Source organism: Paenibacillus amylolyticus (assembly GCF_050990605.1).
Taxonomy (GTDB): domain Bacteria; phylum Bacillota; class Bacilli; order Paenibacillales; family Paenibacillaceae; genus Paenibacillus; species Paenibacillus amylolyticus_H.
This window is the reverse complement of record NZ_CP158832.1, coordinates 2,570,882-2,586,358: the sequence shown is the minus strand read 5'-3', so window position 1 is coordinate 2,586,358 and position 15,477 is coordinate 2,570,882. Positions and strand designations below refer to the sequence as shown.

The window sequence follows — 15,477 nt, the reverse complement described above, 5'->3', positions numbered from 1 at the left end:
CGGACATTTCGGCTGAATTCCATATTCGATGCTGATGATGCCATTAGGCATCCTTCGTAATCAAAAGCGGACTTTTTGAACTACCTCTTAATTATGAACGATTTATCCAGGTCCAGGTTCGAGCAAGCCCCTGAGCGATTCTGCGATTCATGGTTCGATTGGAAAAATACCCCCCATGACTTAGCGGATTCCAACTCATAGCCATGCCGCCAGAGTTCACTTCAATGTCTTCTTTGACCGCTTTCTCATAAGCGGGATCAATGGGGCGTAACGGATAACCCAGAATATCATCCCGATCGTAGAAGTTCACCCATTCCCCTTCCAGCCCGGCATAATACTGATTAATATGGGAAGAGGGCACCTGAATTGGGCAACTAAAGTCATGGTAACGCAAACTCCATAAAGGGAGGGTTGTACCAAACGAGTAAAAATGGGTCAGTGTGTCCCCCCGCTCCAAAGCCGAGTTCACATCCACTACCTCAGGAACACGACTGGAGGGATATTGCAGATCGTAGAAGAAGTTACTCGCGATTACGGCACCCAAACTATGGGCAACCACACAGAGCGGAGCTTCAGGTCCGTTACGCTGTGCAAGGGTATGCATCGCCTGATTCAACGTTCGATGCACGGCATCATAGTTATGGCCTTGATTTTCCACTGGTTGATATGCAACCGCATCAGCCAGATAATGAATGACAAATCGGCGCAACGCCTGATAGTTCAATCCCGGAGAGCTGACAAGCTGTTGAAACAGCGCCTCTTCCCGCTCCTCAAATACATCCGCCCAATATACAGGTTCGATATCCAGCATCTGTTTGGAGGCTCCAGGCAAGACCATCACCTTGTCCAATTCCTTATGCAAACAAGCAATCAGCTTGTCCGCGTACCCATCCTTCCGCATACCCAGCCCGTGAATAACCATCACCGCAATACGTGTCATGGCTCTCCTCCTCATCGATCTAGGAACTCTTTCTCCACCATATGAACGCCACGACTCGAACATGCCTGAAGCTTGCTTTGTCAGAAGAACCTTTCCAACCACCATTATTTTAAAAATGTGATTCTTCCATTTTATATACAGTTTACCATGATCGTCATGAAAATAACGAGCATACAGCAAAAAGGAGCTGCACATCATGCAGCCCCTTCATGTTGTTGTATTCAATTAACCTTTCAGATGAACCTTCAACACACCATTTTGATTGGATTTAACATCACCTGTGGTAACTTCCACCCGTTCAACCATATCCTGACCATCCGGAATGATAATCGGTGTAATCAGCGGGTATCCCGCGTCTTCAATGACCTTACGATCAAACTCCAACAGCTTTTGTCCAGCCTTTACATGCTCGCCAGCTTCCACATGCATGTTGAAACCTTCACCTTTGAGGGATACGGTATTAATCCCGACATGGATCAGAACTTGTAATCCACTCGCGTGTTCAAGAATCACCGCATGTTTACTTTTGATCACATGAGCTACCTGAGCATCAAACGGGGCAACAACCAGGTTGCCGGAAGGTTCAATCGCTACACCTTCACCCATCTGTTTCTCGGCAAAAGCCGGATCAGGTACTTGCTCCAGTGACACGGCCTGGCCTGTTAAAGGCGCCATGATTTCCAGCGTATTCACTGCTTCGTCCCCTACTTGAGCTGCACTACGTGTGCGCTGGTTTGGTTCTGTTTTGGCAGTGGAAGAGGTAACCACCGAGGCAGATTGCGATGTAGCCGCTGTAGGCTCAGCATCCGTTCCGTTGCTTGCATTACGATCTTCTTTTCTCAGTTTGGCTCTGCCAAACAGGACCGTAAGTACAAATGGTACAACCAGGACAATCGCCATGCCGATGAAGAAGACACCCCACTTGTTAGGGAAAATGGACAGGAATCCCGGTACGCCACCTACACCGATGGAGGTTGCCTGAACATTATTGATGGTCAGTAACACACCACCAATTGCGGAACCGACCATACCGAAAATAAACGGATAACGGTAACGGATATTCACTCCGAAGATCGCCGGCTCGGTTACCCCGAGGAAGGCCGATACGGAGGAGGTTGCCGCAAGTCCTCTCATTTTCTTCTCACGCAGAACAAGCATCATGGCAAGTGCTGCTGAACCCTGTGCGATATTGGACAATGCCAGCATCGGCCACAGGAACGTACCGCCCTGACTACCAATGAGCTGAACATCCACCGCGAGGAATGTATGATGCATACCGGTGATAACGAGTAAAGCGTACAGACCACCGTAGATCAGACCACCCAGCGCCGCGTATGAATCGTATACATAGATCAAGCCGGATGTAATTGCATTCGCAATCGCAAAGGTAACCGGTCCAATAATCGTAAATGCCAGGAAGCCGGTAACCAGCAACGTGACTGGTGCAACGACCAGCAGTTTAATGGAATCATGCACTCTTTTATTCAGGAGAATTTCCATCTTCGCAAGCAGATAGGCCGATACCAGTACTGGCAGAACCTGTCCTTGATAACCGATCTTCTCAATCTCCCAGCCGAACAGATTCCATGTTGGCACCGTGCCATTATTCACGGCATCAGCATAACCATATGCACTCAGCAGATCAGGATGTACCAGAATGAGACCCAGCACGATCCCGAGCAGCGGACTGCCGCCGAACCTTTTTACAGCTGCCCAACCAATTAGAGCCGGCAGGAAAGTGAAGGCTGTACTTGCAATCGTATTAATAATGGACGCAAGATCCTTCCAGGCTGGATAAACATCCACCAGTGATTTTCCATCAAAGAAAATGCCTGGACCTGTCAGAATATTGTTAATCCCGAGCAAAAGACCTGCCGTAATAATCGCAGGCAAGATGGGGATGAAAATATCCGAGAGTGTTTTGATCGCTCGCTGGATTGGATTTTGCTTTTTACCAGCAACCGCCTTCACATCATCCTTGGAAGAACGATCTCCCCCGGTAATCTGAATCATCTCATCGTAGACTTTATCTACCAGACCAGGCCCAATAACGACCTGGAATTGTCCTTGGGAAGAGAACTGTCCTTTGACCAGATCATTCTGATCCAGACTTTCGGTATCCACTTTACTCTCATCGTACAAGGCAAACCGGAGTCGTGTAACACAGTGCGTAGCAGCTTCAATATTCTCTTTGCCGCCGACTGCCCGGACAATCTCCTCAACCTGTTTTTTATCAATTGCCATAGTGTCACTTCCTATTTATAAAATGTGATTAGTCCTGTTGTGGCACAAGCCACATATAGGATGCATACGGGCTGAGAGAGATTTCCTGCGTCAGCGCAGGTGCTGCCTTCGTATTTCCTATGAGTAACTCTGCTGATTTGCCTGCAATGTGATCATTCCAGACCGCTTCCGGAAGTGAGAACGTGACGTCTCGTTTCCTGAAGTTGGATACAACAATCAGGGTGTCACTTCCATTGGTCCGTGCGTATGCGAATACATCCGGGTGTGCATCGTCCAAACGCTCATACAGACCGTCGATCAACACGTTTACCTGTTTACGCAGGGCAATCAATTTCCGGTAATGGTAGTAGATCGAATCCGGGTCAGCCAACTGCTGTTCCACGTGAATGGAAGGATACCGCTCATCCACCTTCAGCCAAGGTGTTCCCGTAGTGAAGCCGGCGTTCTGACTTCCATTCCACTGCATCGGTGTGCGGGAGTTGTCCCGGGAACGCTCCTTCACGATTTGGAATGCTTCTTCAGCGGATTTGCCTCGTTCTTCCTGAAGCAAGCGGTACATGTTCGTCGATTCGATATCGCGGAACTCGCTAACGTCATTCCAGACTGGATTCGGCATTCCGATCTCTTCACCCTGGTATACATAAGGCGTACCTTGCATTCCGTGTATCGTTGTCCCGAGCATCTTGGCACTCTCGGCACGATAGTCACCATCATCGGCGAATCGGGACAGTGCTCGCGGCTGATCATGGTTATTCAGGAACAGCGCGTTCCAGCCTCCACCGGCTTGCATGCCTGTCTGCCACTCACTGAAGAGCTGTTTCATCGCTTCAAAATCATACGGCATCAGTTCCCACTTCTGACCATTCGGATAATCCACTTTCAGGTGATGGAAGTTAAACGTCATCGAAAACTCGCGGGAAGCCGGGTTCGAATATTGGATACAATGTTCCAGTGTTGTGGAGGACATCTCTCCTACAGTCACCATGTTGTACGGTCCGAATACTTCGTCGTACATCTCGGTGATATATTCATGTACACGCGGTCCATCCGTGTAGTACTTTCGTCCATCCCCCGGTGATACGCTTCCATCATCATCCGGGAAACGCTGATCTTTAGAGATCAAGTTGATCACGTCCATACGGAAACCGTCTACACCTTTTTCGGCCCAGAACTTGATCATATCCCGTACAGCTTTGCGTACTTCTTCATTCTCCCAATTCAGATCTGCCTGCGTTTTATCAAATAAAGTCAGGAAATATTGTCCCGTCTGTTCATCATACTGCCAAGCAGGTCCACCGAACTTGGATTGCCAGTTGTTCGGCACACCGCCATCCGGGGCAGGATCTTTCCAAATATAATAATCCCGGTACGGATTATCCTTGGAAGAGCGGGATTGCTGGAACCACTCATGATCGGTCGAGGAGTGATTCACCACGATATCAATCATCAGTTTCATATCGCGAGCCTTCAGACCTTTCAGCAGTTCGTCAAAATCCTCCATCGTCCCATAATCCGGATTAATCCGGTAATAGTCCGCTACGTCATATCCATTATCATGCTGCGGGGATACATATACCGGCTGCAACCACACAATATCGATACCCAGATGCTGCAAATAATCAAGCTTCTCGGTTAATCCACGAATATCTCCGGTACCCGATCCGGTTGTATCATTAAAACTCTTCGGATATACCTGATACACCGTTGATGTCTTCCACCAAGATGACGGAGTTGTATTGTTAGAACTCATGTTAACGCCTCCAATAATTTGTATTGCTCTCATGTGATGTTCTCGGTTAACTTCATATCTATATTACATAACTAAACATGTATATACAAGTTGAAACTATAATATGGTTATTCTTCGCCTCTTCTACACATTCCCCATAAACCTTTCGTCTGTAACATTTATTTTGGAACCTGCGTTCGTGAACTCCATGATATCTGTATTGGAACAACAAAAAGCCGTCTGTTCTCCCCACAATGGGTGTAGGCAACAGACGGTCTAATTTGGTTGACTTGTGAATTGAATTTACTGTATGTCAGTCAATGATCCGTTGATTTAAAATGATACGGTTACTTTCACTTTACTAAGTCACCACAGTAGGCACACTGCCTCTTATGACATCTCCGCTGAAACTACGGCTTTTCCCTGTTTTTCCTGCATGTTTAACTTCAATAAAGATAATGCATCCTGTTCTTCCCTTTCCAGTTCAGCAGCACTGATCTCACCAGAGAGTACGGCACGCATTCGCTTCTGATCCAGCAGACCTTCCCATTTTGCCACCACAAATGCTGCAACACAGTTGCCCATCAAGTTGGTGAAGACACGCATTGTATCCATGAATCGATCTGCACCAAGCAGCAGAGCAACCGCTGCTACAGGAAAAGCATTGACGGCTACTGCCGTCGCTGACAGGGCCAAAAATGCGGAGCCAGGTACTCCTGCCATGCCCTTGGAACTTAACATCAACACCAGCAAAATCGTAATCTGCTGCATCAATGTCAGTTCAATGCCTACGGCCTGAGCAACAAAAACCGTGGCCAAGGATAAATAGATCGAAGCCCCGTCCAGATTAAACGAGTAACCCGTCGGCACCACAAGCCCCACAACTGCACGATCACATCCTGCCTTGGTTAGTTTGTCCATCATGCGTGGCATCACGACTTCCGATGATCCGGTTCCAATCGCAAGCATCACTTCAGAACGGGTATATTTCACAAATTGCAGGAAGTTCAGCCCGGTGATCCACCAGGCAGTCAATGCCAGCATGATAAGAAACAGCAGCGCTGCACCGTAACAAGCCAGAATAAGCAGACCAAAGGACGACAATGTGGAAGCCCCATAAGCACCTACTGTATAGGCCATGGCTCCAAATGCACCGATTGGCGCAAGTTTCATGATATAACCAATGATTCGGAACACAATTCCCAGTAAGTTCTCAATCAGCGTCAATACATTTTCTTTTGCCTTACTCTCTGTTGCTGCCAGTGCAACCCCGAACAGGCATGCCACGAGCAGTACTTGCAGAAGTGCATTTTGTGCAAAAGCATCCACAACACTTGTCGGAATAATATTCATGATAAACTCTACCGTATGCGGTAACTCGGAACCATTGGTTTTCGCTTCAATGCCGCTGGCGTCTATGGTTGAAGGGTCCACGTTCATTCCGGCACCTGGGCGAAGCAGATTGGCTGTTCCCAATCCAAGCACCAGCGCCACTGTAGTTGCAATCTCGAACCACACGATGGCTTTCAGTCCAATGCGACCTACCGACTTCAGATCCCCGATCTTGGCAATACCTGTCACAATGACCATAAATATCAGTGGTGCGATGATCATCTTGATCAATTTGATGAAACCTGTTCCGAGCGGTTGCAGCAAGCTCCCCAGATCCGGCCACAGAATGCCTACGCCAATCCCGATGATTACCGCTACAATAATTTGAAAAAATAATGATTTCACAAATGACATGAAAACTCCCCCTGTTGCGGTCAATTCGGATTTCCGTTTGGTTTCCGTGTAACTTTTTATATCATTCTAAACGGGAATTCAACAATGGAATTTCAATGTTTTTGTCATTTGTACCAACTATATCGGTGAAAATTGAACCTGAAACCGAAAAAAGACGAATATCACGTCAGTTATCTTGACGTGATATTCGTCTTTATCCATAAATCCATTTATTATTGAACAGCGGTTAAATGTGCATCAGAGGGTAATCGATTCTCCGGGGGCCAGCACACGGCCTTCCAACCCTTTTCCAGCCAGTTGTTGCACGAAGTGTTCCGCATCCTGACGTATTACCGGGAACGTATCATAATGAACCGGAATCGTCAGTTTGGCATTAAACCATTCGGCCGCTTGCAGCGCATCCTCAGGTCCCATGGTGAAATGTCCACCAATCGGCAAGAAAGCTACATCAATATCATGACGATCACCGATCATTTTCATATCCCCGAAGAGACTTGTGTCTCCGGCATGCAAGATCGTTTTACCACCAATAGTAATGATATATCCAGCAGGCAACCCTGCATACATGATCCGTTGTTCTTCTTCGAGCACAATCCCGGAAGTATGGAACGCCTGAATCATTTTGGCTTGAGCAAAATCAAGATCTACCGTGCCGCCCATGTTCATGCCGAGTGTATCCAGACCTTTCCAGGACATATATGTAGCCAATTCCACAATAGCCACAACTTTGGCGTTATTCGCTTTGGCAATAGGCTCAGCATCGAGGATGTGATCCATATGTGCATGTGTCAGCAACACAACATCGGTCTTGATATCTTCAGGCTTCGTGACGGCAAGCTCGTTGCCACGCAGGAAGGGATCAATGATCAGAGACTTTTCTTCTGTGCCCAGCTGTACACTGGAGTGACCATGGAACGTAATATTCAACAACTTGGATTCCTCCCGACATATGTTTTGATTATTTTGAAACCACTATTAATTATAAATCATAGCTCTTCACCAACGCAAAATTACGCTAGCCTCCGTGTCACTGCTGCTTACGATATACCCTTGCTTCATACGGCTGAAGCTGAATGGCACCTTCATCCGTAGAATAACGTCTGCTTACATTGCTGATGATCAGTTTTGATGTCTCCGTATTCCACCCTTCCGGCCAGTGCATCTCCGGTTCATGCCCACGGAAATTTAGAATGACCAACATCTGCTCATCATCCAGCGTTCGTGTATAAGCATATATATCCGGATCATCCGGCAGCAGCAGTTCATACGCGCCATGGATAAGCACTTTATGTTGTTTGCGAAGCGTAATTAGCTTCCTGTAATAATGCAAAATGGATTGCGGATCACTTTCGGCATCGGCTACATTAATCTCAGGATAATTATTATTTACCTGTATCCAGGGCTGACCTTGGGTAAATCCAGCGTGTTCCGTATCATCCCATTGCATTGGCGTGCGGGCATTATCACGACTCTTCAGCCAGATCGCCTGCATGACTTCATGCTTCGACTTACCTTGACTAATGTAATGATTATAATAATTTTTGGTCTCGATGTCCCGGTATTGTTCGATGTCCGGGAAAGCGACATTGGTCATGCCTATCTCTTCCCCTTGGTAGATGTAGGGTGTTCCTTCAAGTGTAAGCATCCATGTCGCCAGCATCTGAGCAGAACGCACCCGATATTTACCGTCATCACCAAAACGGGAAACCGGTCGGGGCTGATCATGATTACCCATGTAATTGGCGTTCCAGCCTCTACCATGCAAAACCGTTTGCCACCGGCTCATGATTTCTTTGAGATCTGTCAATTTCCATTCCTTATAGTTCCATTTACCAATTCCGGAGGATTTAGCATCGATAAACATATGCTCAAACTGGAATACCATATTAAGTTCGTCACGATCCGTCCCGACATAAGCCAAGGCCTGCTCAGGTCCAAGTCCCGAAGTCTCGCCAACTGTCATGGGGCCGTAAGGTTTCAGGATCATGTTATTCAGTTTCTTCAGGATGGAATGTACCTGTTCCAAGTTGGAAAAGAGCTGATACGCTGGAACTACCGGCAGATTATCCGGATTGTGGGCACTTGGCAGACCCTCTGCCTTGGCGATATGCGCTACTGCATCGAAACGAAATCCGTCGACCCCTTTTTCCAGCCACCAATGCACCATCTCATACATCTCTTCTGCCATCTGTGCATTGTTCCAGTTGAGATCGGGTTGCTGTTCCGAATACAGATGCAGATAATATTCATTGGTCTCGGGATCATGCTTCCACACCGAACCCCCAAAATAGGACTCCCAATTATTCGGCACCTGCCCATTTTTACCTGAACGCCAAATATAATAATCCCGCTTCGGATTCATCTTTGATGAACGCGATTCAGCAAACCAAGCATGTTCATCTGACGTATGATTCAGCACCAGGTCCATCATGATCTTGAGGCCACGTTTGTGTGCCTCTGCCAATAACCGATCAAAATCCTCCATCGTGCCATACTTGCGTAAAATGCCGTAATAATCACGGATATCATATCCGTTATCATGTCCTGGTGAATCGTAGATGGGACAGAGCCAGATCACATCTACGCCCAAATTCTCCAAATAATCGAGCTTCTCATAGATTCCCTGCAAGTCGCCATATCCATCCCCATCCGAATCTTTAAAGCTGCTCGGGTAAATCTGGTATACCACACTCTCTTTCCACCAAACGATGTCGCCCACCTCACTTTCATCTTTGTACTATATATAAATTGAACTAAAGGATATTTACACTGGACACTCCGATGACAGAATAACCTTCCGATCGCTGTTATCCCCAGATTTTATGAATTCCTCTTATAAGGAGAAAATCCGGAGATAGCGTATGCTTCCGATGCAGCTTTCTTTCAGAAAGCTTTTAGGCGAACACTTTCGCTTCTTCAGGTTATTTCTGTCCTCTCCGTTTCGTGTAAATGTTTAGTTCAATTTATATATAATCTCTGCTCACGATATAAATAAGCCGTTAATATGTTTTATCCGAAATGATTCCCTTGTAAACATTTGAAAGGGTTCTTATGCAAAAAGACCCGGTCATGGACCGCGATCTGCGGTCAATTCCGAGTCCTTTTTTGTGAACATAAGACTAACTTAAATCCGACGTAACCGATCCATGCACCCATTGTGTTCAGAATAATGTCATCCACATCAAACGAACCTACACGTGCAATCAATTGTGTGACTTCAACACCCAGCAGAAGCAAAACAACTGTAGATGTAAAGGTCAGGAACGAACGGCACTTCCGAAACAGCCATGGAATCCAGATGCCCAGCGGAATGAACAATACGATATTGCCAAACAAATTCTTCACCCAGGCATCTGTATGGTATCTCTCCCTCTCCAATAGAAGTGGCCGAATGGTCTCAAAGGGTATGAGATTATATTGATAATGCATGCCCGGCGTTCGGCCACTGACAAACAGTAAATTGCCCATAATCAGTATGTAAAGCACTGCCATGCAAGCAACAATTAATAGCATCCACTTGGAGTGAAGCCATGACTTTTCGCTCATTCATCCCGTCCTCCGAGCTTTTTTTCCGCGAAGCGGTAGGTCTATTTTAACGGGATATAGATCTTCATGTCCAATTGTTCAGGGGTCGATTTCCAGACATCTGTCACTTCAAAGTCCGGCCCTTCCCTCCGTTCATAGTTGGACTGAGGCAGCCAGCTGCCATAGATCATTTTCCGAATATCCTGCCCGGAGCCTTCCACGGTGAACTCTGCATACAAACCGCCCGGAATTTCAATTGAGGTAAAACCGGGCTCAAGTACCTCAGATGCTCCACTGCTTTCTTCCCCTACGATAAAAGAAAATGCACCATCCTCTTCAAAATGACAGGCCACACCATAAGCCATATCAGGACGTGATCTCTCCGGGATCGCCATAAATCTCTGTTCCAACCCAAAATCGTGATAAAATCCGGGTATTTCAGCATAATGCTGATTGTCATTCAGGTTCGTCTTATATTCATAGCCGACAATCCAGTTCGGTTCCCTTGTGACCAGACGGGGTGTGTTCATATGGAATGTTCCATCAAGTGAAGTGCGATAGTCATTAAAATCAATGCTCTGTTGCATCTTCAGAAGAGACAACTGATCCGCTTCCAGCTTGCGCAGCTTCGCGGGTGTCATTCCAAAGTAGGCTGAAAATGCACGGGTAAATGCCTCTTGGGATTGATAGCCAAAGTTCATCGCAATGCTCAATATGCCTTCCGATGTTCCCAGCAACATCCCAGCAGCTTCCGTTAATCTGCGTCTGCGTACATATTCCAGTACCGTGAATCCGGTGATCGCCTGGAATAAACGCTGAAAATGAAACGCCGAAAAACTCGCAGCAGCGGACGTCTCTCTAATATTAAAATCATCTTGCAAATGCTGCTCCAGATACTCAATAGCAAGCTGAATTCGTGTGTAATGATCCATAGTGGCGGCTCCCCAATCTCAATTCGAAATATCAAACGATTACTTATGTAGTATGACTGAGATCCAGCTCACTTTTTTGATTTTGTGTGCGAACTTGTATGATGAAAGATACGTGAATTGCACTTCACTTCATTTTTGAATGTCACTATGATTCACTTTAAGCCAAAATCCCCTTGCTCTACAAGGAGATGCTCTCTACACTGATTGATTAACCAGTAGAGATCACTCTTGTGAACAAGAGGACATGTTTGTCTAACAATCTATCCTTAACCTTTCCAGTTCCCGGACACGGGATGAATACCCCAGATATCTGTAGCATACTCACTAATGGTACGGTCACTGGAGAATATACCGGAGTGCGCCGTATTTAATATTGCTTTTCGAGTCCAGCCCGGAATATCCCGATACGCCTGGTCAATGGCAGCATGCGCATCTGTATAAGCAGCGAAATCACGCAATACAAAATACTCGTCTCCATGGGCCAGCAAGGAGTCATAAATATCCCAGAACTCCCCATCACGATAACAGAATGCGCCTGGATGTACTAATTGCTCCACGACCTCGCGAATGCGTTCATCATGCTGCACAATCTCATTCGGACGATAGCTGCCTGAGCGATAATACTCAAGCACTTCGTCTGCACGCAGACCATAGATGAACATATTTTCCTCTCCAACTTGCTCTGCCATCTCCACGTTGGCTCCATCCATCGTGCCAATCGTCAAAGCACCGTTCATCATAAACTTCATGTTGCCCGTACCAGACGCTTCCTTACCTGCAGTTGAGATCTGTTCACTAACATCCGCAGCAGGAATGATTTTCTCTGCAAGAGAGACGGAATAGTTCTCGAGGAAAAATACCTTCAAGCGGTCATTCACGGCCGCATCCCGATTCACCGTGTCAGCGACGGTGTTGATCAGCTTGATAATTTTCTTGGCAAAATAATAACTCGGCGCTGCCTTGGCACCAAAGATGAACGTACGTGGTACCATATCAAACGAAGCATCATTCTTAAGTCGATTATACAGATGCATAACATGCAGAATGTTCAACAGCTGCCTTTTGTACCCGTGTAGCCTCTTCACCTGTACATCAAAGATGGAATCCGGATTCACTGCTGTTCCGGTATGATCCACAATATACGAAGCAAGCCGTTCTTTGTTGTGCCGCTTAATTGAACGGAACTGCTCTTGGAATGATGTATTATCCGCAAAGCCTGCCAGTTGGTTCAGCTTGCCCGGCTCCGTTATCCATTCATTACCGATGGTATCCGTAATCAGATCCGACAGTTTGGGATTGGCATGCATCAACCAGCGGCGATGGGTAATCCCATTGGTTTTGTTATTGAAACGCTCTGGATACAGTGCATAGAACGGAGCCATCTCGCGCTCTTTCAAAATCTCGGTATGCAATGCCGCCACACCATTCACGCTATGACTGCCTACAATGGCCAGATGCGCCATCCGAACCTGATCGTTTGCAACAATCGCCAGATGCCCTATGCGATCCTGATCTCCTGGATACCGATCCAGCAGCATGCCACAGAAGCGTTTGTTGATCTCTTCAATGATCATATAGATCCGCGGCAGCAGCTTGCTAATCATGGCTACAGGCCATTTCTCAAGCGCCTCACTCAGCGTTGTATGATTGGTGTACGAAACAGTACGTGTAGTGATATCCCATGCTTCATCCCAGCCATAACCCTTCACATCAATCAGGATGCGCATCAGTTCTGGAATAACCAAGGTTGGATGCGTGTCATTAATATGGAAAGCCACTTTATCAGGCAAACGATCATACGGTAGCTCCAGCTTGTTAAACGTACGCAAGGCGCTCTGTACGCCTGCCGAACACATGAAGTATTGCTGCTTCAATCGCAGCAGCTTTCCTTCGTACTGGGAATCATCCGGATATAGAAACTCCGAGATCGATTCAACCGATCGGCTATAATCCAGATAACCGTAGTAGTTCGAAGGGGTATCGAGTGAAGTCTCGCGCTTCGGCTCGGCACTCCATAGACGCAATGTGTTCACATGCGTTTGACCATAACCGATGACAGGCACGTCATAGGGGATCGCTACAACCGATTCGGCATCTTTTGTAACAAACTGATATTCCCCATCCTGCTCGTAAGCTTCAACCCGGCCCCAGAACTGGACTTCCACCTTTTTGTCTGGACGGCGGACTTCCCATTCATTACCTTTATCCAGCCAATTATCGGGTAACTCTACCTGATTGCCATTGATGATTTTTTGCTCAAATAACCCGTATTTGTACCGAATGCCGCATCCATGTCCTGCATATCCGAGTGATGCGAGTGAATCCAGGAAACAAGCAGCGAGTCGTCCCAGACCTCCGTTACCGAGTCCTGCATCTGCCTCCTGTTCTTCCACCTCTTCCAAAGAGAAGCCCAGCTCAGCCAGACTGTCACGGACCAATTCCAATTCATTCACATTCAGCAGATTGTTGCCAAGCAGACGTCCAATCAGGAATTCCAGCGAGAAGTAATACACTTGTTTATCCTGACGCTGCTTGAACCCCTGATTCGACGCTGCCCAATCCTGGCCTGCATATTCACGAATCATGCTCCCCAGTACATGGTACACGTCTTCCTGTGTTGCTTCTTCAATCGGTTTGCCCAATTTGCTGACCAGATTCCGTGTAAAGATACTCTTGAACGTTTCCTTGTTGTCAAACAAAAGTAGGTTCCTCCCGGAGAAATCCTGCAGGATGATGGCGGTCCATACACTCAGTTGCGCATGAGTGCCAAACCTTTAAGTGCTACACTTTCGGCTAAAAGCCCGTTCCGGTGACGAATCGTTCTTATGATCGCTGTTGTCTCCATATTTTCTCGATTAAACTATATTTATTGAACTAAATGATATTTACACCGGCCACTTCGATGACAGAATAACCTTCCGATCGCTGTTATCCCCAGATTTTTTGATTCCTTTTTAAAAAGGGAAAATCCGGGGATAAAGGCGCACGCTGCGCTTCTTCAGGTTCTTTCTGTCCTCTCCGTTTTGTGTAAAAGTTTAAGTTGAATTTATATAGTACAAGATTGAAATCAGGTGACAGTCTACGCTTCTTCAGAATCGATTTCGTCCCCTCCACTACGTTTGCACGTATGAAGTAGCTTTCTCGGGTGGCACACCGATGCTTAAAAATGTACGAACCTTAAATCCATCCTACAGGATTTTTATTTTATATATATTTATAGAAGATATCGGTTACGTGCGGGCATTAGATAATAGTACTTTTCGCTAAAATGTATGGATTCGACGGGTCACCAATCAGCGTCTGTCCTCCGGTCAGCTTCACGTCTTTATCGAGAATGACGTTCTCAAGCACGGTCCCCTCACCAATGTAACATTTCTGCATGATGATGGAACCTTTTATTTTGGCACCCTTGGCCACCTGTACACCACGGAACAGAATACTGTCCTCCACTTCTCCACCTACGATGCAGCCATTGGCAAGGAGTGAATGTTTGACATCTGCAGTATCCAGGTATTTGGCAGGGGCTTCATATTTAATTTTGGTCTGAACGGGATCTTCCTTGAAAAGTTGCTCATACTGGCCTGTATTCAACAGATCCATACTGTTGCGATAATAACTGTCAATGGAATTGATAACTGCGTGATAGCCATCATATGCATAGGCAGCAATATTCAATCCATCCGGATTCTTTTGGATAACATCCCGGAAGAAATGACTCTCGCCATGATCAATGCAGCGTTGCACCTGGCGCAGGAACAATTCCTTTTCCATGATGAAAATTTCTGTATATATATTCGGGTGGTTAGCGCTTTGGTGAATGTCCACCACGTTACCGTCCCCGTCATGGTCAACTTTGACACAGGCATCATGCTCAGGCAGCAGCTGATCTACTTTTTTGCAGACCAGTGTAACGTCCGCTCCTTTACTGATGTGATACCTGTAGACATCCTGGAGATCTGCTTTGGTCACATGGCGACTACCCGCATGCACAACATATTGTCCTGCCCCTCTGTGGAAAAAGTCCAAATTGTTATGGAAATGCTGCAAGTCCCCCTGTGATGTATCTGTTGGATCATTCCAGTCTGGTGGCAAAATAAACATGCCCCCATGCTTGCGATCCAAATCCCAAGGCTTACCGTCACCAAGATGGTCCATCAACGAGCGATATTTTCGCCGTACAAATACACCAATACTCTCAATACCTGCATTCATCATATTGGATAGAACAAAATCGATCAGACGGTAACGCCCGGCATAAGGCACCGCGGCTCCGCAGCGAAAGTACGTCAATTCCTTCAATTCTTCAAGTTCATGGTCAAGGTTAATAACTCCAATCAATTGTTTCATCGCATGCACCGTCC

General features: G+C 46.5%; 10 protein-coding genes. All 10 read right to left on the bottom strand.

Translation table 11 applies throughout. The annotated features are described in order from the left end of the window. Positions 1-91: 91 nt before the first annotated feature. The 10 genes from ABTV53_RS11965 to glgD all read right to left on the bottom strand — a co-directional run bounded on the left by ABTV53_RS11965 (position 92) and on the right by glgD (position 15,463). Positions 92-940, bottom strand: a complete 849-nt coding sequence (locus tag ABTV53_RS11965) for a chemotaxis protein (protein ID WP_433753142.1) — start codon at positions 938-940, stop codon at positions 92-94. Positions 941-1,165: 225 nt separating this feature from the next. After that, a complete protein-coding gene (treP, locus tag ABTV53_RS11960; protein ID WP_433753140.1) occupies positions 1,166-3,184 on the bottom strand; it encodes a PTS system trehalose-specific EIIBC component in 2,019 nt (672 codons plus the stop codon). A 28-nt stretch (positions 3,185-3,212) separates the two neighbouring features. Next, on the bottom strand, positions 3,213-4,934 hold the full coding sequence (treC, locus tag ABTV53_RS11955; RefSeq protein ID WP_433753138.1) for an alpha,alpha-phosphotrehalase: 1,722 nt from the start codon (positions 4,932-4,934) through the stop codon (positions 3,213-3,215). A 369-nt stretch (positions 4,935-5,303) separates the two neighbouring features. After that, positions 5,304-6,659: a C4-dicarboxylate transporter DctA gene (dctA, locus tag ABTV53_RS11950; protein WP_433753137.1), complete on the bottom strand. Its 1,356-nt coding sequence runs from the start codon at positions 6,657-6,659 to the stop codon at positions 5,304-5,306. A gap of 237 nt (positions 6,660-6,896) precedes the next feature. Then, positions 6,897-7,589 (bottom strand): metal-dependent hydrolase, encoded by a 693-nt coding sequence (locus ABTV53_RS11945; protein ID WP_433753136.1) that lies wholly within the window; start codon positions 7,587-7,589, stop codon positions 6,897-6,899. A 97-nt stretch (positions 7,590-7,686) separates the two neighbouring features. Then, complete coding sequence (locus tag ABTV53_RS11940) at positions 7,687-9,378, bottom strand: glycoside hydrolase family 13 protein (RefSeq protein WP_433753134.1); 1,692 nt, start codon at positions 9,376-9,378, stop codon at positions 7,687-7,689. 368 nt (positions 9,379-9,746) lie between these two features. Then, positions 9,747-10,205: a VanZ family protein gene (locus ABTV53_RS11935; protein WP_433753132.1), complete on the bottom strand. Its 459-nt coding sequence runs from the start codon at positions 10,203-10,205 to the stop codon at positions 9,747-9,749. A 41-nt stretch (positions 10,206-10,246) separates the two neighbouring features. Continuing rightward, positions 10,247-11,116 (bottom strand): effector binding domain-containing protein, encoded by an 870-nt coding sequence (locus ABTV53_RS11930; protein ID WP_433753130.1) that lies wholly within the window; start codon positions 11,114-11,116, stop codon positions 10,247-10,249. Between the two features lie 266 nt (positions 11,117-11,382). Further along, the gene (locus ABTV53_RS11925) at positions 11,383-13,815 is read right to left on the bottom strand and encodes a glycogen/starch/alpha-glucan phosphorylase (RefSeq protein ID WP_433753129.1); all 2,433 of its coding nucleotides are present in this window, start codon (positions 13,813-13,815) and stop codon (positions 11,383-11,385) included. Positions 13,816-14,359: 544 nt separating this feature from the next. Then, a complete protein-coding gene (glgD, locus tag ABTV53_RS11920) occupies positions 14,360-15,463 on the bottom strand; it encodes a glucose-1-phosphate adenylyltransferase subunit GlgD (RefSeq protein ID WP_211081482.1) in 1,104 nt (367 codons plus the stop codon). Positions 15,464-15,477 lie beyond the last annotated feature (14 nt).